Genomic DNA, 22,742 nt, shown 5'->3' on the forward strand with positions numbered 1-22,742 from the left:
GCACCGGGCATGAACCCGAACGGGAGCGCGGCGTGAAACACTGGTCGATCCGACATCGCATTCTGGCCAGTTTTGGCCTGATCCTTGCCTTGATGGCCCTGATGGCAGGCATTGCCTATACGCGGCTGTCCGCCATCGAAGCGGAGGCCCGCAGTGTGGAAGACGATTCCGCGCCCGGCCTCTACTACAGCACGATGCTTCGTGGCGCGTGGTTCGAAAGCTACCAGTTGCTCCAGCAGGTCGTCGCCATCGACGACAACGATCGCACGCGTGCCGTCGACCTCGACGCCCTGCGCGCTGCCGATACCCGCATCGATGGCTGGCTCAAGGACTATGGCAAGACAGTCAATCGCCCGGTCGACAAGATGCAATACGACGAAGTGCGCGGCACACGCAGCCAGTACAGTCGCATCAGCACGCAGGTGCTCAAGCTCGTCGCCGACGGTCAGATGCCCGCCGCGCGCGCCATGCTCACGGAGCAGCTCTACCCGGAATGGGGACGCGGACGTGCGGCCATTCAGCGCCTCGTCGATGCCAACAAGACCTACGCCGACGACGCCACGCACAACATCGGCGAAGCGGTGACGGCAGCCAAGGCCACGATGCTCATCACGCTGGTGGTGGCGCTGGCGGTGGCTGTGCTGGCCGGCTGGTTGCTGTTCCGCGCGATAAGCGTGCCGCTTGCGAGCGTCATGCAGATTCTGGAAGTCATGCGCGCGGGCGATCTGACCAAGCGTCTCGATCTGGAGCGCCGAGACGAATTCGGCGCCCTGGAGTCGGGCTTCAACCGGATGACGGACGAACTGACGGGCCTCGTCGGACAGGCGCAGAAATCGGCGCTCCAAGTCACGACATCGGTGACCGAGATTGCCGCGACGTCGCGTCAGCAACAGGCGACGGCATCGGAGACGGCAGCGACCACGACCGAGATCGGCGCGACGTCGCGTGAGATTTTCGCAACGTCACGCGATCTGGCGCGCACCATGACCGAAGTGGCGGGCGTTGCCGAACATGCGGCATCCCTCGCGGGCACGGGCCACATCGGCCTCACGCGCATGGAAGAGGCGATGCGTCACGTGGTGGAAGCGGCAGGCTCCGTGAACGGCAAGCTCGGCATCCTCAACGAGAAGGCCGGCAACATCAATCAGGTCGTGACGACGATCACGAAGGTGGCGGACCAGACCAACCTGCTCTCGCTCAACGCGGCGATCGAAGCCGAGAAGGCCGGGGAGTACGGGCGCGGCTTCGCGGTGGTGGCGACGGAGATCCGTCGTCTTGCCGACCAGACTGCCGTGGCGACCTACGACATCGAACAGATGATCAAGGAGATCCAGTCGGCCGTGTCGGCCGGGGTCATGGGCATGGACAAGTTCTCCGAGGAAGTGCGTCGCGGCATGGACGAAATGCGTCAGGTCGGCGATCAGCTCGCGCAGATCATTTCGCAGGTGCAGACGCTGCCGCCACGCTTCCAGGTCGTCAATGAAGGCATGCAGGCGCAGGCGACCGGTGCCGAGCAGATCAATCAGGCGCTGGTGCAACTCTCCGAAGCTGCGCAGCAGACGGCCGAGTCGTTGCAGCAATCGAGTCAGGCGATCGAAGAACTCAATCATGTCGCCAACGGGCTCAAGAGCGGGGTGTCGCGCTTCAAGGTGCAGGCGCTCCCGCCCTCGGGTCTGGTCTGACGTTACCGATACACCGTAACCTCGTCGTCACTCGCGGACACCGACATGCTGTTCCTGCGTTTTGCTATCGCGACCGATCATTACGTCATCGAAGCCAGTCATGTGGCCGAGGTGCTGCCGTGGCTGGCGCTCAAGCGCCTGCCTGCGGCGCCTGCCTGGGTCGCGGGGGCGTTCAGCTACCGGGGCGAATCCGTCCCGGTCATCGATCTGACGTGTCTGGCCACGGGGCACGGCGCGCCCGAGCGACGCTCGACGCGACTGGTGCTCGTGCACTACCCCGCACCCGGCCCGCAGGCGCGTCGGCTCGGCGTGCTCGTCGAGCGGGCGACCGACACCTTGCGCGCGGACGCCGCCGCCTTCAAGTCGAGCGGCATCGATCTGCCCGAGGGCCGCTATCTCGGCCCGGTGCTCGATACGGAAGACGGGCTCGTGCAGTGGGTGCACATCGACCAGTTGCTGAGCGACGACGCTCGTGCGCTGCTGTTCGACGCCGCGAAGGATGCGCTGGCGGATGAGGCGGCCGATGCCGCTGCCGCCGACGGTGACTCGAACGGGGCCGGCGAAGTGAACGAAGTCAACGCAGCGAGGGCGTCGTCATGAGCCACGTGCAGGACATCGAACGTTTGCTGCGCGACACGATGGGACTCGATGCCGAAACGCTCGGCGTCAATGCCATCGAACGCGCGGTGCGTGCACGTCTTGCCGCCCTCTCTGCCGAGATGCAGGACACGCCGCCCTACTCGCGTTACTGGCAGCGACTGCAACAATCGCCGCAGGAACTTCAGGCGCTGATTGAAGCGATCGTGGTGCCCGAAACATGGTTCTACCGACATCGCGAAGCATTCACGGCGCTGACGCAGATGGCGCAGGAGGCGCGCGCGTCGCGTCGCGGCACACCGCGCGAAGCGCAGCCCATCCGCTTGCTGAGTCTGCCGTGCTCGACCGGCGAAGAACCCTATTCGATGGCGATGACGATGTTCGACGCGGGATTCGCGGCGAACGACTTCACCATCGATGCGCTCGACATCAGCGAACGTGCGCTCGCCGTGGCGCGTGAGGGGCGTTACGGGCGCAACTCGTTTCGCGGCCCGCCGGGCACGATGCTGTTTCGCGACCGCTATTTCACTCCGGAAGACGAGAACTTCCGTGTCATCGGCGCTCTGCGTTCGCAGGTGCGGTGGCACGCGGGCAATCTCTTCGACGCGTCGCTCGTCGACCGGCTGGGCACGTTCGATTTCGTCTTCTTCCGTAACGTGCTGATCTATTTCGATCGCGACGGGCAGCGTCGTGCCATCGCGGCGCTCGAACAGCTTATGCGCATGGGCGCGACGCTCTTCGCCGGACCGGCCGAAGGGGGAACGCTCACCAGCAACGGGCTGGCGCCGACCGGGCACGTGCAGGCGTTTTCGTTCCGTGTCGCAGGGCCGGTGCGCGACGTGAAGGTGCCGCCGGCCGGGACGTCGCGTCCGACGGGCACGCTCGAGACCTTCCATGCGAGCGTGCCGCGCAGCCCCGTCGACGCTATCGCGCAACACCGGCCGACGCACGCGGTGCAAGTGGCTCATGTGGCGCATGCCGCCCCAGCCGCCGCCGCAGCGTCGAGCGTTCGATCTTTCGCGCCACCCAGCGCTGCGTCACCGGAGCCGGCGAGACCCGCTGCGTTCGAGAGCATCGATGCCGCCGCCCGCGCTGACCTTGCTGCCCAACTGGCGCAAGCCGGGGCCGCCGCCGATGCCGGCGACTTCGTGCGTGCCGTCGCGTTGTGTCGCGCTGTACTCGCTACGGACCGCGCCAACGCACAGGCGGAATATCTGCTGGGGCTGGTCGAGGATGCTCGCGGCGACGCCCAGGGTGCGCTCATTCACTACCGTCGCGCGTTGTATCTCGACCCGGGACACTACGAAGCGCTCGTTCACTGCGCCGCGCTGCTCGACGCGCGTGGCGATGCGGCGGGCGCGAAACGTTTGCTGGAGCGCGCCGACAGAGCCGAACGTGCCGAACGCAACGCGACGAACACTACGACGACTTCCGAATCGCATGACCAGAGGCATCGCCACGGGACACGACATCGATGACCGATCACGAAATTGCGCCTGACGCCGGTCCCGTGTCCGGCGAGCGCTCCCACACTGCCGGGCCGCCCGGATCTCCCGGTACGCCGCCCGCCGGTTCGCTGCACCGCAAAGCCGCCGAACTGCTCGACCGTCTGCCGGTCGTGCCTGTCGACCCTACGCCGTGGCGCGCCAAGGCTGACGGACAGGAGATGGTGCGCGGCACGTCGCTGCTGGTTTTCCGTCTCGCCGACGAATGGCTGGCGCTGCCTGCCGCTACGATCGAAGAAGTCGCGCCGATGCGTGGCTGGCATTCGGTGCCGGGGCATCGTCAGCGCGCGCTGCTCGGACTCGTCAACCTGCGTGGCGCGCTTGTGCCGTGCCTGTCGCTCGGCGAACTGCTTGGCGTGCAACCCGCACCGCAAACGCAGACGTCCGCCACGAACACCCTGCGTGCGAGCACGGCGCGATTGCTGGCGTTGCGTCATGGGCATCACCTGAGCGCGTTTCCCGTAACGGAGGTGCACGGTACGGTCACCCCCGCGAGTACGGCGTTGGGGCCGGTGCCCGCGACGGCGCTGGGTGCGTCGGATGGGTTTGCCGTGGCAGTGCTGCCGTGGCGCGACCATATCGTCGGCGTGCTCGACCCGTTGCGCGTGGGCGCGGCGTTCGACCGGAGCCTCGCATGAGCGACGATCTGCAAAACGCCACGCTGCTCGACCTGTTCCGCATGGAGACGGAGACGCAGGCGCAAGTGCTCGGCGACGGGCTGCTCGCGCTCGAACGCGCCCCGACCGATGCGTCCCGGCTCGAAGCCTGCATGCGGGCGGCACACTCGCTCAAAGGCGCTGCGCGAATCGTCGGCGTGGAAGCGGGAGTGTCGCTCGCTCACGTGCTTGAAGACGCCTTCGTCGCCGCACAACGCGGTGCGCTCGTGCTGGACGTGCCGATCATCGACCGGCTGTTGCAGGGCGTGGATTTGCTGATGCGTCTCGCGCATCCGCCGGGGCGCGATCCGAACTGGGCGCAAGGCGCTGGTCGCGCAGAGATCGACACCTTCGTGAGCGCGCTCACGCAAACGCTGGCGTCGCTTGCCGGCGATGGCGCGCAGGCCGCCGCGTCGTCGCAAGCGCCGGAGGCGTTCGACTACGCCAGCTATGGCCTGTCGACCCGTGACGCTGACGAGACACCTGCCCTCTCTGACGACACGACGTCGCCAATGACACCGACGGCACCACAGCCGGTGTCTACGTCGATGCTGTCCACCTCGACACCTTCGTCACAGACGCAGTCGCTATCACCATCCCCATCGCTGTCTTCGCCACCTGACACGACCGGCAAACGCGAGACGTTCGATGCACCGGGTAGTGCCGACACCGCGGGCAACGCCGATGCCTCGGACAACGCCACGCGTGCGCTGCGCGTCTCGGCGGACAACCTCGATCGTTTGTTGCGACTGTCGAGCGAGGCGCTGGTGGCGTCGCGCTGGTCGCAACCGTTCGCCCAATCGTTGCAGCGCCTCAAGCGTCATCAGCACGAGGCGGGCGATGCGCTGGATCGCGTGAGTTCGGCGCTCGCGCAAGTGGCCGACCGTTCGGACGAAGACCGTCAGGCGATGCTCTCGGCGTTGGCGGATCTTCGCCGCGCGCTGGGCGGGGGCGCTCAGTTGCTGGCGCAGCAGATTCACGAACTCGACGACTTCGACCGGCGCTCGACGCAACTCTCGCAGCGTCTGTATGACGAAGCGCTCGCGTGCCGTATGCGGCCCATCGACGATCGCCTGGGCGGCTTCGCCCGCATGGTGCGCGATCTGGGCCGCTCGCTCGGCAAGCCCGCGCGACTCGAAATTCGTGGTGCCGATACGCAGGTCGACCGTGACATTCTCGACCAGCTCGAAGCGCCGCTCGGACACTTGCTGCGCAATGCCGTCGACCACGGGCTGGAAAGTCCGGAGGGGCGCGCGGCGGCGGGCAAACCTTCCGAGGGCGTCATTACCCTGAGCGCGCGCCACAGTGCGGGGCTGCTGCTCGTGAGCGTGGCCGACGACGGCGCGGGTATCGACATCGCGCGTGTGCGCGACACCGTCGTTAAGCGGGGACTGGTCGCACCGGACACCGCGCAGTGTCTGGACGACGACGAACTGCTCGAATTCCTGATGCTGCCGGGCTTCACGCTGCGCGACACGGTCACGGATGTGTCGGGGCGCGGGGTCGGCCTCGATGCCGTGCGCGCGATGGTGGCGATGGTGCGTGGCACGGTGCGTATCGAACATTCGCCGGGGCGCGGCACGAAGTTCATTCTGCAATTGCCGCTGACGCTTTCGGTGGTGCGCAGCCTGCTCGTCGAGGTCGCCGGTGAGCCGTACGCGCTGCCGCTTGCGAACCTGTCGCGTACGCTGGCGTTGCCGCAGGAGCATATCGACATGCTCGAAGGCCGTCCGCATTTCACGCTGGACGGCAGACAGATCGGACTCGTGAGCGCGCAGCAGGTGCTGTGCGGCACGGAGCCATCGGGCGTTTCCGGCGATCAGCCGGTCGTGGTCTTTGGCGAGGGCGAGGCGCGCTACGGTTTAGCCGTCGATAAATTCCTCGGCGAGCGTATGCTGGTCGTGCAGCCGCTCGACGCCCGGCTCGGCAAGGTGCCCAACATCGCTGCGGGGGCCCTGGCCGAAGACGGCTCGCCGTTGCTCATCATCGACACGGCCGATCTGGTGCGCTCGATTGCCAAGGCCGTGGAGATGGGATCGCTGGAACGGCTGCCGATGCGGGCGGCGCAGACGAGCGGGCGCTCACGCAAGCGGGTGCTCGTCGTCGACGATTCGCTGACCGTGCGCGAGCTGGAGCGCAAGTTGCTCGCGGCGCGCGGTTACGACGTGAGGGTGGCGGTAGACGGCATGGACGGCTGGAACGCGGTGCGCAGCGAGACGTTCGACATGGTGATCACCGACGTCGACATGCCACGCATGGACGGTATCGAGCTGGTCACCCTGATCAAGCGCGATGCACGCACGGCGGAGCTGCCGGTCATGATCGTTTCATACAAGGATCGTGAGGAAGATCGACAGCGCGGACTCGATGCGGGTGCCGATTATTACCTCGCGAAGGGCAGCTTCCACGACGACGCGTTGTTGCGCGCTGTCGTGGATCTCATCGGGGAGTCGGGGTCATGAGAATCGGCATCGTCAACGATTCAGTCATCGCAGTAGAAGCCCTTCGCCGTACGCTCGCGCAGCGGCCGGGTCTGGAGGTCGTCTGGGTCGCGCACGACGGCGAGCAGGCGGTACGCATGTGCTCACCCGTGCCGCCCGATCTCGTACTGATGGATCTCGTCATGCCGGTCATGGATGGCGTGGCCGCCACGCGCGAGATCATGCGCCGCACACCGTGCCCGATTCTGATCGTGACGTCCGACGTGGGGCATCACGCGAGCCTCGTCTACGACGCCATGGGCGCAGGCGCGGTCGACGCGGTCGACACGCCGGTGCTGGGGGCGTCGGACCTCGCACGTCCTGCGTCGTCGCTGCTCGCCAAGATCGAAGCGATTGCCGCACAGCAGGCCGATGCGCGGGTGCCGCAGACGAGTGCGCCGCCGCGCGTCTCGTCCGGCACTGACGCGCTGGTGGCCATCGGCGCCTCGGCGGGCGGCCCGGCAGCGCTGGCCACGTTGCTCGGGCGACTGCCGGCGAACTTCGGTGCGGGTGTGATCGTCGTACAGCATGTGGACGATGCCTTCGCGCCGGGCATGGCGGCGTGGCTCGATCAGCAGACGCCGCTCAAGGTCCGGTTGGTCGAGGCGGGAGAGCGCCCGGTCGCCGGGGCGGTGTTGCTGGCGGGCGGCAACCGGCATTTGCGAGTGGACGCGAGCGGGCGCTGCGTGTATACCGACGAACCCAGAGATGCGGTGTATCGTCCGTCCATCGACGTGTTTCTCGGCAGCGTGGCCGAGCACTGGCGCTCGCGGGCGGTCGGCGTGCTGCTGACCGGGATGGGGCGCGACGGCGCCGCAGGCCTCGGCGCCATGCGCACGCAGGGTTTCATTACGATCGCGCAGGACCGCGCAACGAGTGCGGTGTACGGCATGCCCAAAGCGGCAGCCGAAGCGGGTGCGGCCTCGCAGATTCTGCCGCTGCCGAGCATTGCGCCACAGTTGGTGACGCTATTCGGCACCGTGTGAGCAGAATAACGAGATGAAAGAATCAGAGGGACGAACAACGATGACGACAACCCCGCGCCAACCCAAACCGGACCCGCAGCCGATCGGCAGCGAGAGCAGCCTGAGCGAATCGTCTGCCATGGTGCTGCTGGTCGACGATCAGGCGATGGTCGGCGAAGCGATCCGCCGTGCACTGGCCGGCGAGCCGAACATCGACTTCCACTATTGTTCGAGTCCGGAAGACGCGTTGCGTGTGGCTGAACAGACACGCCCGACGGTCATTCTTCAGGATCTCGTCATGCCGGGCACCGACGGCCTTTCGCTCGTGCGCCAGTACCGCGCCAGTCCGCTCACGCGCGACATTCCGATCATCGTGCTGTCCACGAAGGAAGAGTCGACGATCAAGCGCGAAGCCTTCTCGGCGGGCGCTAACGACTATCTGGTCAAGCTGCCCGACACCATCGAGCTGGTCGCCCGCATTCGTTACCACTCGCGCTCCTACATGAACCTGCTGCAACGCGACGAAGCCTATCGCGCGCTGCGCGAGAGTCAGCAGCAGTTGCTGGAGACGAACCTGGAGCTGCAACGGCTCACGCATTCCGACGGCCTCACCGGACTCGCCAATCGTCGTTACTTCGACGAATACTTCGGCGCGGAGTGGCGCCGTGCCTTGCGCGAGCAGCGCGAGATGGCGCTGCTGATGATCGACGTCGACAACTTCAAGATCTACAACGACACCTACGGGCACATTGCCGGTGACGACGTGCTGCGTCGCGTGGCGCGCACCATCGCAGACGCGGCGTCACGTCCGGCCGATCTGGCGGCGCGCTTCGGCGGCGAAGAGTTCGTGATGGTGTTGCCGAACACGTCGGCCAGCGGGGCGGCGGCGATTGCGGAGAAGGTGCGCGCGCAGATCGAAGCGATGGCAATTCCGCACGTGGGCTCGGCCAACGGCCGGCATGTAACGATCAGTCTCGGCGGCGCGGCGTTGGTGCCGCGCACGCACATGGCGTCGACCTCATTGATCGAGTCGGCGGATCTGGCGCTGTACCGCGCCAAGCAACAGGGCAAGAATCGCGTGGAGATGCAGCCAGGCGCTTCCTGAGCCTGAGGAGGGTGCATGACCTTCGAGCTGTTCTATTGGCCGGGCCTGCAAGGGCGCGGCGAGTTTGTCCGTCTCGCCTTCGAGGCCAGCGGCACACCGTATGTGGAGATCGTTCAGGGTGACGAACCCGGGCAGGGCATCGACGGGCTTCTGCATACGATGGACGATCCCGGCTGCGTCGACCCGCCCTACGCCCCGCCCTTCCTGCGTGTGCGCCACGCCTCGGGCGACGAGCTGATCGGGCAGACCGCGAACATCCTCGGCTATCTCGGACCACTGCTGGGTCTGGTCGGCGAATCGCCGCGTGCGCGCCGCTGGGTCAATCAACTGCAACTCACGCTTGCCGACCTCGTCGCCGAAGTGCACGACGGCCATCATCCCATCTCCAGCCGTCTCTATTACAGCAACCAGCGTGCGGAGGCGCGCAAGCGCACGGCCGATCTGATCGACTACCGGCTACCGAAATTCTTCGGTTATTTCGAACGTGTACTGGCGAATAACCCGAACGCGGGCGGATGGCTGTCGGAGGGCGCGATGTCGTATGCCGACCTGTCGCTGTTTCAGGTGATCGAGGGGCTGTATTACGCGTTTCCACGCGCCATGTCGGGCTTTGCCAGGGCGTTTCCTCGCTGTCAGGCGGTGCGCGACGCCGTCGCGGATGCGCCGCTGGTCGCGGCGTATCTGAAGTCGTCCCGGCGTGTCGCGTTCAACACCACCGGTATCTTCCGTCACTACAAGGAACTGGATCGCGCCTCGCCGTTTTGATGCGCGATCGGGCGATCACTCCGGCAGCGTCGTATCCCCGGCGTTCAGCGGGCGTTGCATCAGCACGGTGTCGACCCAGCGCCCGAATTTGAAGCCGACGGACTTGAGCATGCCCGCATGCTCGAAACCGCACGCCGCGTGCAGCGCGAGCGACGCCCGATTGCCGCTGTCGCCCACATTCGCGATCAATTGCCGCCACGGGCCGCCTTCGCAACGCGCGATGAGGGTGAGCAGCAATGCGCGGCCGACACCTTGCCCGATAGCGTCGGCGGCGATATACACCGAATCCTCCAGCGTGAACCGATACGCCGAGCGCGGACGGTAGTGCGTGGCGTACGCGTATCCCAGCACCTTGCCGTCGCGTTCGGCGACGAGATACGGCAGACCGGCGTCGCGCACCTTCGCGCAGCGCGCGCGCATCTCCGCTTCGTCTGGCGGGACTTCTTCGAACGACGCCGAACCGGTGCGCACGTGGTGAGCGTAGATGGTCGTGATGGCGGTCAGATCGTCGTCACGCACAGGCCGCACGGTGCAAGCGCTGCGCGCGAGTTCGGTGCCGATGCGACGCGAAGCCCCCACGTCGGACGCTGCCGCCGACGAAGACGATGCCGGGGAATGAGACGGATGAGAGGGGTCAGGCGACGACATACGAGCGAACCGGAGCATGAGATGTCAAGACGGACCGGCGTTCCGGTCCGCGAATGTCAGTAGTGTGCGCCGACCCTTGTCATAAGAAAAGCTTGTGTCGATTATGAATTGCATAAGCCTTTCTTTGAGATGAGCGTCATGCGTCTTTCGACTGTTGCCCGCCCGTCTTGCCGTCGCCGTCATCACCTTCAGCGGGCGCGGCGGGGACGCCGCCGGCACGCCGGACAGCGTCACCGGTGGGGGCGACGGGCTCCGCGTTCATGGCGTCGAGCCGTTGCCGCACGAAGCCGATGTGTTCACGCAGCACGTAGAACTGGTCGGCATAGGCGAGCGGAATCTTCAGCCGGTTGACGGCAGCCTCCACGGCGTCGAGCCGGTGCCGCAGGTTCTGATATTCCGTGTGGGCGTTGTCCGCCAGCGCCTCGCGTTCCAGCGCGATGAGCGCGCCGTACCAGCGATACAGCCGCGACTTCACACGCCAGCTATACAGCGACGGCACCAGCCGGAAGGCCGGGATCAGCACCACGATGATCGGCACGAGCAACACGACGATGCGATCGGCAAGGCTTGCAATCCAGAACGGCAGATGCCGGTACAGGAAACCCTTGCCCGACTTGTAATAACGCGCGGCGTCGTCCGAGATCGGGAATTCGTGTACCTGCGACGACGGAAACTCGTCCGCACGTTGCAGCAGATTTGCCTTGCCGTGCACTTCGCGCGCGGCCTCGATCAGCAGATCGGACAGCGCCGGGTGCAGACTTTCCCGGGCGACGAGTTCGACCGTCGGGCTGATGACGTGCACCGGCTGGGCGGGCAGGTTGCGTCCGAGGTCGAAGACCCCGCGCGGCAACGTCAACACGTTGAGATAGGTAAAGCGGCGTGTATAGGCGTCGGCCTGTGAGAAGTCCATCAGCCGGACGCCGGGCGTGCGGATGAGCTTGCCCATCGTCGGACCGGTGGCCGTGTCGCCGGTGAGCATGGCGGCGTCGACGCGACCGTCGATCAGCGCCTGCGCGGCCTCCTGTCCGTCATAGGCCGTGAGCGTGGTCGCGCCGCCCGGCTCGATGCCGTTCGCCTTGAGTAACGTCAGCGACAGCGCGCGTGCACCACTGCCCTCGCGGCCGATGGCGATGCGCTTGCCGGCGAAGTCCGAGAGCTTGGTGACGCGCGGACCGCTATAGAACACTGAAATGGGCGCGTAGAACATGCTGCCGAGTGACACGAGGCCGTCGGTATCGAGGCCCTGCGACACGCCCCCCTGCACGAGGCCGAGGTCGACGTTCTGGTGGTCGTCGGCAAGACGCTCGACGTTCTGACGCGAGCCTTCCGAGGGCAACACGTTCAGGGTGATGCCATCGCGCGCGAGGATGGTCTTGTAGCGCTGCGCCGCATTCCAGAACGAGCTGCCTTCCGGTCCGGCACTGATGGTGACGGTGCGTGGCGGCGCCGGTTGTACGAGCCACACGGCAAGCCAGATGGCCGCAATCGCGATCAGGACCACGGGGCCGAAGGAGACGGCGAGATCTCGCCAGGAAATCGCGACGAAGCGCGCGCGGAGTCGCCGGTGGGCGGGTTGGTTCGAGTCAGTCGTCATTACTTGATCAGGCGGGCTTGTCCAACACCCGGCCGATCATACGCCATCTACGGACACCCTTTTCAGTGCAGGACCAAAACGGCAGGGCGTCCGGAAGGGTCAGCGATTGGCGAGACTTTGTGCGAGCTGCTTCCAGAGGTGATCGGCCGCGGGCGAGAGACGGCGTCCGACGCGGGTCATCATCTGGCTGGAGAACCCCGCAGCAATCGGATGATCGATGGGCACCGCGACCAGTTCGCCGAGTTCGATGCCGCGTCGCGCCGTGATCGCCGACATGAACGCCACGCCGAGACCGGCGGCGGCGAGCGTCTGCGCCGTATTGAACAGGTCGACGCGATAGGCGGGCATTACGTTAAGCCGGGCAGTATCGAGCACCGAGTGCACGAAATGCTGCACGCCGTGCGCTTCCGTCATGAAGATGAGCCGCTCATGCACCAGTTCCGATGGCGGCACGCTGGTCATCTTCGCGAATCGGTGCGTGGGGGCGACCACGGCGCACAGCGCCTTCGCGGCGAAGGGATGGATGCGCATGGCCGGGTCGTCCTCAGAGCGCGCGCACAGGCCGATGTCGACCACATCGTCACGCACGAGCGAGAGCACCGCAGGCGTGGGACCGGAGCGGATCTCGACGAGGATGTCGGGATAGCTCATCGAAAAGCGCTGCAACGCCTGCGCGATCAGCCGCCCGATGAAGCCCTCGCCTACGCCGATCGCCACCCGTCCCCGCTTCAGATGCCGGTATTCCTCAAGGCGCGCCGACAGATCGCGCTGGCGGCGCTGGCCGTCGCGGTAGTAGTCGATGAGTACCTGACCGATTTCGGTGACGCTCACGTTGCGTCCGCGTCGCTCGATGAGCGGGAAGCGCAGACGCCGCTCCAGCGCCGCGATCTGACGGCTGACCACCGAGGGGTTCACGCCGAGCGATTCGGCAGCCATGCGCACGCCGCCGGTCGCGGCAATTTCGGCCAGGTATTTGAGCGCACGCTCGCCGATGTCGTCCATCCATGAATCGCCGGTCATCATTGGTTTCATCGTTGTTTCACCGCTACGCTCGGGCGAATGGGCCGATTGGTTTGCCAAGTCCTTGAATCGACGTTGGTTTTTGCTGTCGATACAGACATCGTGCCGATAGCCGGATACCCGCAACTGTTGCCTTGAAAGCAACATTCTGACGTGGTTTGCGTCATGGGTGCGAAATTTCGTCGGTGCAATACTCCGCGTTATTCAAAAAGAGAGGAGCCCCCGATGAGCGAGATTCGCTATTGCGAGGTGAGCGATCTGGCCGATGCGCGCGAGCAGTTGGCCGATATTCGTCACCACATCCATCAACACCCCGAACTGTCCTACGAGGAAGTCGACACGTCGCGTTACGTGGCCGAGAAGCTGGAGAGTTGGGGGTATCGGGTCACCCGTAACGTCGGCGGTCACGGCGTGGTGGCCTCGCTCACCGTGGGCACGAGCCCGCGTACGGTCGGCGTGCGTGCCGACATGGACGCGCTGCCGATCCTTGAACAGACGGGACTGGCGTATGCCAGCGTTCATGACGGCAAGATGCATGCGTGCGGCCACGACGGTCATACGACCGTGTTGCTCGGCGCCGCCCAGCAACTCGCGAAGACGCGCAACTTCGACGGCACCGTCAATCTGATTTTCCAGCCGGCGGAAGAAGCCGGTTCGAACAGCGGTGCGGAGCAGATGATTGCCGATGGCCTGTTCGAGCGCTTCCCGTGCGAAGCGATCTTCGGGCTGCACAACCATCCGGGTATTGCCACGGGCACGTTCGGTTTCCGTGCCGGCCCGCTCATGGCGGCCTGCGATACCGTCAAGATTCGCATTCACGGCCGTGGCGGTCATGCTGCGCGTCCGCATCTGGCCATCGATCCGGTGATGATCGGCAGCAGCCTCGTCATGGCGCTGCAAACGGTTGTCGCGCGCAACATCGACCCGACCGAAGCGGCCGTGGTAACGGTCGGCACGTTCCACGCGGGTTTCGCGCCGAACGTGATTCCGGAAGAGGCGACGATGGAAATGAGCGTGCGCTCGTTCTCTGCGAAGGTGCGCGCCACGCTCGAAGAGCGCATCCGTGCACTGGTGAAGTCGCACACCGAAGGGTATGGCGCGAGCGCCGATATCGAGTACATCCGCGGTTATCCGGTGCTCGTGAACAGCGAAGCCGAGACCGAGTTCGCGCACAGCGTGGCGAAAGAGCTGGTCGGTGACGAGCACATCATTGCGCCGTTCCCGCCGATCGCGGGCAGCGAAGACTTTGCGTACTACCTGCAGAAGGTGCCGGGCTGCTTCATCCGCCTCGGTAACGGCGAAGGCCGCCCGATGCTGCACAACGCCAAATACGATTTCAACGACGACAATCTGACCATCGGTGCCGCCTTCTGGACGCGTCTGGTCGAACGCTTTCTTGCCAAGGACCGCGCATGAGCATTGCATCGCAAACCCAATCGCCGTCGTTCGCAACTGACGGCGCCCCGTCGTCGACAGCGTCGCAAATGTCCGCCGCGCAGCAACGCAAGATCGTTTTTGCCGCCGTCATCGGCAACCTGCTGGAGTTCTTCGACTTCACGGTCTACAGCTATTTCGCGCTGACGATCGGCAAGCAGTTCTTCCCGGCGGACGACCCCATCATGTCGTCGCTGCTCGCCTTCGCGGTATTTGCCGTGGGCTTCGTGATGCGCCCGCTCGGCGGCATCGTGCTGGGTCGCTACGCCGACCGCGCGGGCCGCAAGCCGGCACTGACGCTGACCATCTTGCTGATGGCGGTGGGATCGGCGGCCATCGGACTGGCGCCGACGTATGCGCAGATCGGTCTCGCGGCACCGCTGCTGATTGTGAGCGCGCGCTTGCTGCAAGGCTTTGCGCAGGGCGGCGAGTTCGGTGCAGCGACGGCGACGCTGCTGGAAGTGGGCGGCGCGAAGAGCCGTGGCTTCCGCGCGAGCTGGCAGTTGGCGAGCCAGGGCGCAGCCGCCCTGCTCGGTTCGGGTCTGGCGGCAAGCCTCGGCTTCCTGCTCTCGGACGACACCATGCACAGCTGGGGCTGGCGTATCCCGTTCCTGCTGGGCACGCTGATCGCGCCGGTCGGTATCTATCTGCGTCGTCACATTCAGGAAGAGCCGCCGAAGGCGAAGGCTGTCGCCGGTCGCGACGACCCGAAGCGTGGCGTGTACGTGCGTAACTGGTTCCTCACGATCTTCTCGATCGCGGGCATGTCCGTGTCGACGTACGTGATGATGTACTACATGCCGACGTACTGCATTCAGTACCTGGGTCTGCCGCCGAAGATGTCGATGCTCGCGGGCGTGGCTGCCAGCACGATCTCGCTGGTGATGTGCCCGATCTACGGCGCGTGGTCGGACAAGATGGGCAAGCGCAAGCCGCTCACGATGGCCGGACGCGTGGCGCTCATCGTCCTGCTCTACCCGGCGTTCTGGATCATGACGCACTACCCGTCGCTGCCGGTCGTGCTGGCGGCGCTGATCGTGCTGATGTTCTGCTACACGATGGGTTCGGCCCCGGCATATGCGCTGATGCCGGAGAACTTCCCGAAGCATCTGCGTGCCGGTTACATGTCGAGCGCGTATGCGATTTCGGTGTCGGTGTTCGGCGGCACGGCACAGCTCGTCGCGGGCTGGCTGATTCGCGTGACCGGCAACAAGATGGCCCCGGCGTGGTACATGATCGTTTGCGTGGTCGTCTCGCTTATCGCCGTGTCGATGTTCGAAGAGACCGGGAACAAGGTGCTGGACGAGTAATCACGCGGGGCCTGCACGCAGGTGCGAGCCCCTGCTTCTGAGTTGTACGCAAAAACGAGCGCCACGCATTACTGCGTGGCGTTTGCTTTTGGGTGATTGAAATCATGCGGCGTTGGGACGACAGTCGTAACAATTGGCCGCGCACGGTTGGCGCGTTCAGATGAACAACGGCGAGACGATCATGCGTCGAGAGTGTCGACCTTCAACTGTTGGCATTCACAGACGAGTTCGACCGTCATGTCACCAAGCTCTTCGAAGATCGCGAGCAGAAACCGATGAGGAATTGCCTTGCCGGTGTCTGTGACGGTACAAGTCGTAAGCGCAAGAATACGTTCAGAGAGATTGCTCAGTTTGTCGATAAACGAGTGGGCTAAAGACGTTGCGGGGAGATGAAGTGTCATGCGGAGCACCTTTATCTAGTCGATCTGCGATTCCCGCCACCTGCTGCATTGCGCAGGGGTGGGCGGGCACTGGACTAGGTTGGCGAACCGCCGATGTACTAGGATTAACGGCACACCCGAAGGTGTCCCAATCCAGGCCCACCCGTAAAGGTGAAGCGCGAGATCGCGTGCACAGCGAAGCCGCGACTAAACACGGCTGTGTGCCCTAGAAAAAACATCGATTGGGTCGCCAAACCCGGCCGCGTTTGAGGCGCGACGGAACAAGATTAAGGATGCGACGGCAAGGGCACCACGCGTTCGGAGTCGCATTCTAGGGCACTTATTGATTTTCAGAACATTCCGATGCTTCGATAGGGAATATCCTTGGTCGGCGGATTCGGGGTTCGGGGATGCCGTCGCAAGCACTCGATTCCCGCTAAATGTGAAGAATCTCAGATTCGTTTTTGCGGTTCGTTTGCATCACCTTTCAAGCACGAACCTGTCGGGTGGAGACTCGACACGCTTGATGGCCACAGGTTGGCCTCACGCTATACTTGCCAAGCTCGGCCCTGCCTCAAGGTCGCCAGCTCTTACTCATTCGATACACCGAAGCGACTTCCGGCTCCGAACATGCTGATTACTCGACTCAGACTGAAAAATTGGCGTAACTTCAAACACCTCGATGTTCCGCTAGGGAGTCGAACGTACATCATCGGTGCGAACGCTTCGGGGAAATCGAACCTTTTGGATGTGTTTCGGTTTCTCCGTGACATCTGTCGGCCCGCTGGCGGTGGTCTTCAAAAGGCTGTTGAAGACCGAGGGGGCTTAAAGAAGCTTCGCTGTTTGCAGGCGCGAACCGACAATGAGGTTGAAATCTTCGTTGCGATCGCTGACGACGTAGATTCTCCGCCGATATGGGAGTACACCCTTGCGTTCAAGCCGGAAGGCAAAGGTCTGCATCGGGTTCTGGTAACCCGTGAAACGGTTTCTCGCGCTGGGAAATCGGTGCTGAATCGGCCCGACAAATTAGACAAGTCAGACAAGCTGCGACGGACGCAAACGGCAATCGAGCAGATTAACTCAAACACTGAGTTCCGCGAAGTTGCCGATTTTTTCCATGAGACCACGTACCTTCACCTCGTCCCGCAGTTACTTCGACATACCGAAATCTCCTCTCGTATCGCAGAGGGTGATCCGTTCGGACAAGGATTGTTGCAACGGATAGCAAAAACGCCCCAAAAAACGCGGGACGCTCGCTTGCGCAGAATCCAGCAGTCCTTGGAAAAGGCGGTCCCTCAGTTCAATCAACTCAAGTTCGAGCAGGACAAAATTACTGGCCTTCCTCATTTGATGGCGTCTTATCAGCATTGGCGGACGCACGGGGCCTGGCAACGAGAGGATCAATTTTCGGATGGAACGTTGAGACTTCTCGGGCTCCTTTGGATGTTGCAAGAAAACAATTCGCTGTTGCTTCTTGAAGAGCCGGAGCTTTCGCTGAACGACGCGATTGTGGCGCATATTCCTCTGATGATTGATCGTGTACTTAGAAAGCAGAAGGCCTCTGGCCGACAAGTGATTATTACGACTCACAGTGAAGCGCTTCTTAGTAATCCTCTCGATGGAAGAGCGATCATTCTGTTGGAACCAGCAAACGACGGCACGCTTGCCCGGGTCGCCGACAAACAAGAACTTGGTTTGATGGAAGCAGGATTAACACCAGCGGAGGTTTTGTTGCCCAAAACGCATCCGCAAGGTATCGATCAACTCGGATTGTTTGAATGACGGCCGTTTTTGTCGTCGGTGAAGACGAGCTGTGCTGTGTTCTGGCGGAAGCGATTCTCGCGCATGTGGGATTGCCATTCGAGGTCAAGCAACGTCTTGTCTCGGGTGGCGAAAGCAAGTTCAGGCAAAAGATCCCCGCGATGAACAACGTCGCGGAGAATGTCATGCCTGTCCTGATGGTCGCTGATGCGGATCAGGCGGCGTGCGTTGTGGAACAGCGCGACCTGTGGCTTCCGAGGCATCCGAGTGAACGTCTCGCGATGCGCTTGGCGGTCCGGGAGGCCGAAGCGTGGGTCTTGGCCGATCATGTGGGCCTTTCACATTTTGCGAACGTGAGCAAAGATGTGTTCCCCGCGCAACCGGAAGATGAGATTGACCCGAAGCAAACCCTTCTAGGAATCATCAAAAGATGCAAGCGACGCGAACTCCGCGACGAGATGTTGCCGATGAAAGGGGCAACGTCTCCCGTGGGACTTGGCTACAACATCCACATGAGCGACTTTGTACGGACGTGCTGGAGCGCCGAAAGAGCCGCACGGCGAGCGCCCAGTTTGGCCCGAGCCATTCCCAGAGTTGAGTCGCTCCTAACGCCCTAGGCACCGAGTGCGCTGGCCAAGATTCTTAGAATCAACGCGAAGCTTCCCGGCGGCTTCGCTAACGTCGCCACAAACTACAACCGCTCAAAAATAGCCGCAATCCCCTGTCCGCCACCAATGCAGGTCGTCACCAGCGCGTAGCGCGCACCGGTGCGCTGCAATTCGTAGACGGCTTTCGTCACCATCATGGCTCCCGTTGCGCCGACCGGATGGCCCAATGCGATCGCACCGCCGTTGGGATTGACGCGTGACGCGTCGAGCGACATCTCCTTCAGAAATGCGCCGACGATCGATGCGAAAGCTTCGTTAATCTCGATAACGCCCATGTGCTCGATGCGGAGTTCTGCGCGCCTGAGCACTTCGCGCGTCGCCACGACAGGGCCGATGCCCATCTCTTCCGGCAGGACGCCTACCCGTGCATGCGCGATGAGACGTGCAAGCGGGCGCAACCGTCTCAATTGTGCGTTGCGCACCGTCGTCATCAGGACAGCCGACGCGCCGTCGTTGATGCCGGACGCATTGGCGGCGGTAATCGTGCCGTCTTCGCGACGGAACACAGGCTTGAGGTGAGAAAAATCTTCGTGGGACGGCGCGACCCGTACGCGTTCGTCTCGCGTGAAAGTCGCCGGCTTGCGCGCACTGCCCACATCAACCGGCACGATCTGCGCGTCGAAGTAACCGGCATCGATGGCATGGGCGGCGCGCTGATGTGAGGCGAGCGCGATGGCGTCCTGCTGCGCGCGGTCGATGTCGAAGCGTTCGGCGATGCGCTCGCCCAACTCCCCCATATGAACCCCTGTCATCGGATCGGTGAGACCGCCCATGAGCGTGTCGGTGGCGACGACATCGCCGGGGCGCGAGCCGAAGCGATTCGCGGGCAGCAGGTAGGGCGCGAGACTCATGGTCTCCGCGCCACCCCCGATGGCGGTCTGCGCTTCTCCCGAATCAATGAACTGTGCGGCGAGGAGCACGGCTTCCAGTCCTGAACCGCACAGGCGATTGACGGTCAATGCACCGGCGCGTGGCGCTACACCGCCGCCAATGGCGGCGCGCCGGGCGAGATACATGTCGCTTGCCGAGGTCTGATGGACGTTGCCGAAGACGACTTGATCGACGGCGTCGCCGGAGGTCCCGGTGCGATTGAGTAACGACTGGACGACCGTACTACCGAGATATGCGGGCGTCTTCTCCCGCAACGTTCCGCCGAATTCGCCGATAGCGGTGCGAACGGCGTCGATGATGACGATGTCGTGTTGCATACGGTCGCTCCCTCGGACACCGTCGTTCGGGCGCGCGCCGTGTGGCGTCACCCGGGACGGTCTAGGTAGCTTAGAACGCAACCTCTCGCGCATCACCTGACAACGTTGACAGGTCGGGCGCCATCTCAGTACCGATCGTACGTGCCGATCAGCGCTCGCCGACGCCGTGTGCCACGCCAACCCGCGCATCGGCTCACACGGTCACTCGCCGAATGTCGCTCCCGCATCCAGCGGATACACAGGACGGTTCACGCGCGAGAACGGAAAGAGCGCGTAGTTCGAACTCGTCACGCCGTCGCTGTCGCATTCGACCAGCCCGGCCGAGATCGGGACGAACACGGGGCGGCAGTACATCCGTGACTTGAGCAGCAGGAACCGCTCGCGGTGCGGGTCGAGCCCCACGCACGTGAATACGCCGTGATCCCACGGCTCATGCGTGCGCTCCGTGACGACGATGCGTGCCGGTCCGATATCGAACAACACAGTCCGGCCCATGCAGCAGCGCTGGCCCGTGTAGGTCGGCCCGGAGACGATGTACTCGCCGTCGCTGATCTTGCGCACGATGCCGGTAAGCACCGGCGGTGTCTTCGTGATGCCCAGTTGCGTGAGCGGACGTTTGTTGCCCACGGCCAGCGTGACCTCGGCGCCCTCGCCTGCGGCGATCAGCGTCGCTACCGCTTCGGGGTCGCACAACGGACCGACGCCGATGCCTGTCAGCCCGCCAGCCAGCGCGGCTTCCAGCACGTCCATCGTGTCGCAGGTGCCGCCCGACATGCAGTTGTCGCTGTGGTCAAGCAGCAGCACCGGCTTGTCGGCGCCTTCGGCCAGTTGTCTTGCCTCGGCAATCGAGTCAGCGAGCGGCGCACTGCGATAGACGAAATCGTCGCGGTCGTCCCAAATCTGTCCGGCGATGCGATCTGCCACCGCCTGTGCACGGGCGACGCCGCCCTCGCCCGCCTCCGCCGTCACCACCACGCTGATGCATGGCGCGGGAATATCGGCGAGCGAAAAGCCGGAGAACACCGAGACGGCAGGGATACCCTCCTCCGCTTCGGCACGCCGAGCGGCATCCAGCGCGCGTTTCATCGCACCGCCATGGCTCGTGCTGCGCAGCGTATGCACCATCAACGGCGGTTGTTGCCACACGACCGTCGGACGGCGCTTGCCTGCGAGTCGCTCGAACAGCAGACGTCCGGCATGCTCGCCTGTCTCGTACATGTCGATGTGCGGATACGTCTTGAAGCCCACGACGATGTCGGCGTTCGCCACGATCTTCTCGGTGACGTTCGCATGCAGATCGAGGGCGACGGCAATCGGCGTGTCCGGCGCGGCCGCGCGCACGCGTTCGAGCAGGTCGCCCTCGCCGTCGTTGCTGTTCTCCGCCACCATGGCGCCATGCAGGTCGAGCAGGATGGCGTCGACCCCCGTGGCGGCTGCCACGATGCGATCACACAGTTCATCGTAGGCGCTCGCCGCCACAGGGCCGCTGGGATTCGCCCCGGCCGACACGGGCGTCACCATCTGCGCGCCCGCGGCTTCCGCCAGATCGATGAACGCGGCCATCGCCGTGCGCATGCCCTTGTTGTCGCGATAGGCCTCGGCGTCGTAGGTCGGGCCGTGATTGCCGAAAGCGTCGAGCGGCGTGGGCACCGGCGAGAACGTGTTCGTCTCGTGGTTCATGCGCGCGATCATCACCTTCATGCCGCACCTCCCGCGCGTTGCAGCATGGCTTGCAGCAGCACGTTGCAACCGGCTTCGAGGTGCGCCGGATCGGCGTCTTCGATCTCGTTGTGGCTGATGCCGTCCTTGCACGGCACGAAGATCATCGCGGTGGGTGCGACGCGCGCGAGATACACGGCGTCGTGTCCGGCGCCGCTGATGGCGTCCATCGAAGAATAGCCGAGCGTCTGCGCACCGGTGCGGATCGCGTCGACGAGCTCCGGTGCGAACGGTTGCGGCGGGAAGTACACGACCTGCTCGATGGCGACGTCGATGCCGTCAGCGCTCAACGCCGTGCACTCGGCGCGAAGCTTGGCGTTCAGGGCGTCGAGCGTGGCGTCGTCGGCCGCGCGCAGATCGACGGAGAGCTTCACGCGCCCCGGAATGACGTTGCGCGAATTCGGATAGTTATCAAGCCAGCCAACCGTGCCACGGGCATGCGGCGCATGCTCACACGCGATGCGGTTGACAGTCTGAATCAACCGGGCAGCCGCGAGCAGCGCATCGCGGCGCAGTTCCATCGGCGTGGGGCCTGCGTGCGCTTCCATGCCGGTGATGGTCACGTCGTACCAGCGCTGGCCGAGTGCGCCCTGCACGACGCCAATGGTTTTGTCATGCGCTTCGAGCACCGGGCCCTGCTCGATGTGCGCTTCGAAGTACGCGCCGACCGCACCGTGCTGCCCCACGGCAGACGTCGGACCTGCATAGCCGATGCTGCCGAGCGCTTCGGCCACGCTCACGCCGTCATGGTCCTTCTGGGCGAGGGCGTGCTCCAGTGTGAATGCGCCCGCGTAGACGCCGGAGCCCATCATCACCGGCACGAAGCGCGAGCCCTCTTCGTTTGTCCACACGGCGACTTCGAGCGGCGCTTCCGTCACGATGTGGTTGTCGTTGAGCGTGCGCAGCACTTCCAGCCCGGCGAGCACACCGTAGTTGCCGTCGAACTTGCCGCCGGTCGGCTGCGTGTCGATGTGGCTGCCGGTCATTACGGGCGGCAGCGTATCGTTGCGTCCCGCGCGGCGCGCGAAGATGTTGCCGATGGCATCAATGCGCACCGTGCAGCCGATTTCCTTCGCCCACGCGACGAACAGATCACGACCCTGCCGGTCGAGATCCGTCAGCGCCAGACGGCACACGCCGCCCTTGTCCGTCGCACCGATTTGCGCGAGTTGCATGAGGCTGTCCCACAGGCGCGCACCGTCGATGCGCACTGCGGCAGCCGGTTGGTCGAGACGTTCCATGTTC

Annotated in this window: 19 protein-coding genes; 12 read left to right on the plus strand and 7 right to left on the minus strand. The window is 64.3% G+C overall.

The genetic code is table 11. The features are described from left to right. Positions 1 to 32 precede the first annotated feature (32 nt). From PCA20602_RS07590 to PCA20602_RS07625, 8 genes are read left to right on the plus strand one after another with little or no spacing between them, the layout of a single operon-like run. The gene (locus tag PCA20602_RS07590) at positions 33 to 1,682 is read left to right on the plus strand and encodes a methyl-accepting chemotaxis protein (RefSeq protein ID WP_150720705.1); all 1,650 of its coding nucleotides are present in this window, start codon (positions 33 to 35) and stop codon (positions 1,680 to 1,682) included. Positions 1,683 to 1,727: 45 nt separating this feature from the next. After that, positions 1,728 to 2,282 (plus strand): chemotaxis protein CheW, encoded by a 555-nt coding sequence (locus tag PCA20602_RS07595; protein WP_150720706.1) that lies wholly within the window; start codon positions 1,728 to 1,730, stop codon positions 2,280 to 2,282. Next, positions 2,279 to 3,757, plus strand: coding sequence for a CheR family methyltransferase (locus PCA20602_RS07600; protein ID WP_150720707.1), 1,479 nt, complete (start codon positions 2,279 to 2,281; stop codon positions 3,755 to 3,757). Before PCA20602_RS07595 ends, PCA20602_RS07600 begins: the two co-directional genes overlap by 4 nt. Then, positions 3,754 to 4,422: a chemotaxis protein CheW gene (locus PCA20602_RS07605; RefSeq protein WP_150720708.1), complete on the plus strand. Its 669-nt coding sequence runs from the start codon at positions 3,754 to 3,756 to the stop codon at positions 4,420 to 4,422. The genes PCA20602_RS07600 and PCA20602_RS07605 overlap by 4 nt, the downstream gene beginning before the upstream one ends. Next, on the plus strand, positions 4,419 to 6,902 hold the full coding sequence (locus tag PCA20602_RS07610; RefSeq protein ID WP_150720709.1) for a hybrid sensor histidine kinase/response regulator: 2,484 nt from the start codon (positions 4,419 to 4,421) through the stop codon (positions 6,900 to 6,902). The genes PCA20602_RS07605 and PCA20602_RS07610 overlap by 4 nt, the downstream gene beginning before the upstream one ends. Then, complete coding sequence (gene cheB, locus PCA20602_RS07615) at positions 6,899 to 7,906, plus strand: chemotaxis response regulator protein-glutamate methylesterase (RefSeq protein WP_150720710.1); 1,008 nt, start codon at positions 6,899 to 6,901, stop codon at positions 7,904 to 7,906. The genes PCA20602_RS07610 and cheB overlap by 4 nt, the downstream gene beginning before the upstream one ends. Positions 7,907 to 7,946: 40 nt before the next feature. Then, positions 7,947 to 8,990, plus strand: a complete 1,044-nt coding sequence (locus PCA20602_RS07620; protein WP_484549319.1) for a diguanylate cyclase — start codon at positions 7,947 to 7,949, stop codon at positions 8,988 to 8,990. A 15-nt stretch (positions 8,991 to 9,005) separates the two neighbouring features. Continuing rightward, positions 9,006 to 9,755 (plus strand): glutathione S-transferase, encoded by a 750-nt coding sequence (locus PCA20602_RS07625; RefSeq protein WP_150720711.1) that lies wholly within the window; start codon positions 9,006 to 9,008, stop codon positions 9,753 to 9,755. 15 nt (positions 9,756 to 9,770) lie between these two features. Here the strand turns inward: PCA20602_RS07625 and PCA20602_RS07630 are convergent, their stop codons facing one another. The 3 genes from PCA20602_RS07630 to PCA20602_RS07640 all read right to left on the minus strand — a co-directional run bounded on the left by PCA20602_RS07630 (position 9,771) and on the right by PCA20602_RS07640 (position 13,029). After that, entirely contained in the window at positions 9,771 to 10,421 is a 651-nt protein-coding gene (locus PCA20602_RS07630; RefSeq protein WP_246182078.1) for a GNAT family N-acetyltransferase, read from the minus strand. A 118-nt stretch (positions 10,422 to 10,539) separates the two neighbouring features. Further along, positions 10,540 to 11,997, minus strand: a complete 1,458-nt coding sequence (locus PCA20602_RS07635) for a TAXI family TRAP transporter solute-binding subunit (RefSeq protein WP_150720713.1) — start codon at positions 11,995 to 11,997, stop codon at positions 10,540 to 10,542. A 99-nt stretch (positions 11,998 to 12,096) separates the two neighbouring features. After that, positions 12,097 to 13,029, minus strand: a complete 933-nt coding sequence (locus PCA20602_RS07640; RefSeq protein WP_246182079.1) for a LysR family transcriptional regulator — start codon at positions 13,027 to 13,029, stop codon at positions 12,097 to 12,099. Positions 13,030 to 13,242: 213 nt separating this feature from the next. On the opposite strand from PCA20602_RS07640, the gene PCA20602_RS07645 reads away from it, so the two are divergent. Continuing rightward, positions 13,243 to 14,433, plus strand: coding sequence for a M20 aminoacylase family protein (locus PCA20602_RS07645; protein ID WP_150720714.1), 1,191 nt, complete (start codon positions 13,243 to 13,245; stop codon positions 14,431 to 14,433). Then, positions 14,430 to 15,761 (plus strand): MFS transporter, encoded by a 1,332-nt coding sequence (locus tag PCA20602_RS07650; RefSeq protein ID WP_425495653.1) that lies wholly within the window; start codon positions 14,430 to 14,432, stop codon positions 15,759 to 15,761. Before PCA20602_RS07645 ends, PCA20602_RS07650 begins: the two co-directional genes overlap by 4 nt. Positions 15,762 to 15,940: 179 nt before the next feature. On the opposite strand, the gene PCA20602_RS07655 is transcribed toward PCA20602_RS07650, so the two are convergent. After that, positions 15,941 to 16,162, minus strand: coding sequence for a hypothetical protein (locus tag PCA20602_RS07655; RefSeq protein ID WP_150720715.1), 222 nt, complete (start codon positions 16,160 to 16,162; stop codon positions 15,941 to 15,943). A 609-nt stretch (positions 16,163 to 16,771) separates the two neighbouring features. On the opposite strand from PCA20602_RS07655, the gene PCA20602_RS07660 reads away from it, so the two are divergent. Together PCA20602_RS07660 and PCA20602_RS07665 are read left to right on the plus strand one after the other, a co-directional pair. Then, positions 16,772 to 17,923, plus strand: coding sequence for an AAA family ATPase (locus PCA20602_RS07660; protein WP_150720716.1), 1,152 nt, complete (start codon positions 16,772 to 16,774; stop codon positions 17,921 to 17,923). Next, complete coding sequence (locus tag PCA20602_RS07665) at positions 17,920 to 18,519, plus strand: hypothetical protein (RefSeq protein WP_150720717.1); 600 nt, start codon at positions 17,920 to 17,922, stop codon at positions 18,517 to 18,519. The genes PCA20602_RS07660 and PCA20602_RS07665 overlap by 4 nt, the downstream gene beginning before the upstream one ends. Positions 18,520 to 18,593: 74 nt before the next feature. Here PCA20602_RS07665 and PCA20602_RS07670 read toward each other — a convergent pair whose 3' ends face one another. From PCA20602_RS07670 to PCA20602_RS07680, 3 genes are all read right to left on the minus strand, one after another. Continuing rightward, on the minus strand, positions 18,594 to 19,778 hold the full coding sequence (locus PCA20602_RS07670) for an acetyl-CoA C-acyltransferase (RefSeq protein WP_150720718.1): 1,185 nt from the start codon (positions 19,776 to 19,778) through the stop codon (positions 18,594 to 18,596). A gap of 201 nt (positions 19,779 to 19,979) precedes the next feature. Next, the gene (locus PCA20602_RS07675; protein ID WP_150720719.1) at positions 19,980 to 21,479 is read right to left on the minus strand and encodes a M81 family metallopeptidase; all 1,500 of its coding nucleotides are present in this window, start codon (positions 21,477 to 21,479) and stop codon (positions 19,980 to 19,982) included. Then, a complete protein-coding gene (locus PCA20602_RS07680; protein WP_150720720.1) occupies positions 21,476 to 22,738 on the minus strand; it encodes a Zn-dependent hydrolase in 1,263 nt (420 codons plus the stop codon). Before PCA20602_RS07680 ends, PCA20602_RS07675 begins: the two co-directional genes overlap by 4 nt. Between the last annotated feature and the right edge of the window lie 4 nt (positions 22,739 to 22,742).

The sequence above is a fragment of the Pandoraea capi genome (assembly GCF_902459735.1).
Classification (GTDB): Bacteria; Pseudomonadota; Gammaproteobacteria; order Burkholderiales; family Burkholderiaceae; genus Pandoraea; species Pandoraea capi.

Bases quoted from the DNA above. Each gene is read 5' to 3' on its own strand.
- PCA20602_RS07680 (WP_150720720.1), bottom strand. From the start codon at position 22,738: ATGGAACGTCTCGACCAACCGGCTGCCGCAGTGCGCATCGACGGTGCG.
- PCA20602_RS07655 (WP_150720715.1), bottom strand. From the start codon at position 16,162: ATGACACTTCATCTCCCCGCAACGTCTTTAGCCCACTCGTTTATCGAC.
- PCA20602_RS07645 (WP_150720714.1), top strand. From the start codon at position 13,243: ATGAGCGAGATTCGCTATTGCGAGGTGAGCGATCTGGCCGATGCGCGC.
- PCA20602_RS07600 (WP_150720707.1), top strand. From the start codon at position 2,279: ATGAGCCACGTGCAGGACATCGAACGTTTGCTGCGCGACACGATGGGA.
- PCA20602_RS07595 (WP_150720706.1), top strand. From the start codon at position 1,728: ATGCTGTTCCTGCGTTTTGCTATCGCGACCGATCATTACGTCATCGAA.
- PCA20602_RS07640 (WP_246182079.1), bottom strand. From the start codon at position 13,029: ATGAAACCAATGATGACCGGCGATTCATGGATGGACGACATCGGCGAG.
- PCA20602_RS07670 (WP_150720718.1), bottom strand. From the start codon at position 19,778: ATGCAACACGACATCGTCATCATCGACGCCGTTCGCACCGCTATCGGC.
- PCA20602_RS07675 (WP_150720719.1), bottom strand. From the start codon at position 21,479: ATGAAGGTGATGATCGCGCGCATGAACCACGAGACGAACACGTTCTCG.
- PCA20602_RS07625 (WP_150720711.1), top strand. From the start codon at position 9,006: ATGACCTTCGAGCTGTTCTATTGGCCGGGCCTGCAAGGGCGCGGCGAG.
- cheB (WP_150720710.1), top strand. From the start codon at position 6,899: ATGAGAATCGGCATCGTCAACGATTCAGTCATCGCAGTAGAAGCCCTT.
- PCA20602_RS07650 (WP_425495653.1), top strand. From the start codon at position 14,430: ATGAGCATTGCATCGCAAACCCAATCGCCGTCGTTCGCAACTGACGGC.
- PCA20602_RS07665 (WP_150720717.1), top strand. From the start codon at position 17,920: ATGACGGCCGTTTTTGTCGTCGGTGAAGACGAGCTGTGCTGTGTTCTG.
- PCA20602_RS07605 (WP_150720708.1), top strand. From the start codon at position 3,754: ATGACCGATCACGAAATTGCGCCTGACGCCGGTCCCGTGTCCGGCGAG.
- PCA20602_RS07630 (WP_246182078.1), bottom strand. From the start codon at position 10,421: ATGCTCCGGTTCGCTCGTATGTCGTCGCCTGACCCCTCTCATCCGTCT.
- PCA20602_RS07635 (WP_150720713.1), bottom strand. From the start codon at position 11,997: ATGACGACTGACTCGAACCAACCCGCCCACCGGCGACTCCGCGCGCGC.
- PCA20602_RS07660 (WP_150720716.1), top strand. From the start codon at position 16,772: ATGCTGATTACTCGACTCAGACTGAAAAATTGGCGTAACTTCAAACAC.
- PCA20602_RS07620 (WP_484549319.1), top strand. From the start codon at position 7,947: ATGACGACAACCCCGCGCCAACCCAAACCGGACCCGCAGCCGATCGGC.
- PCA20602_RS07610 (WP_150720709.1), top strand. From the start codon at position 4,419: ATGAGCGACGATCTGCAAAACGCCACGCTGCTCGACCTGTTCCGCATG.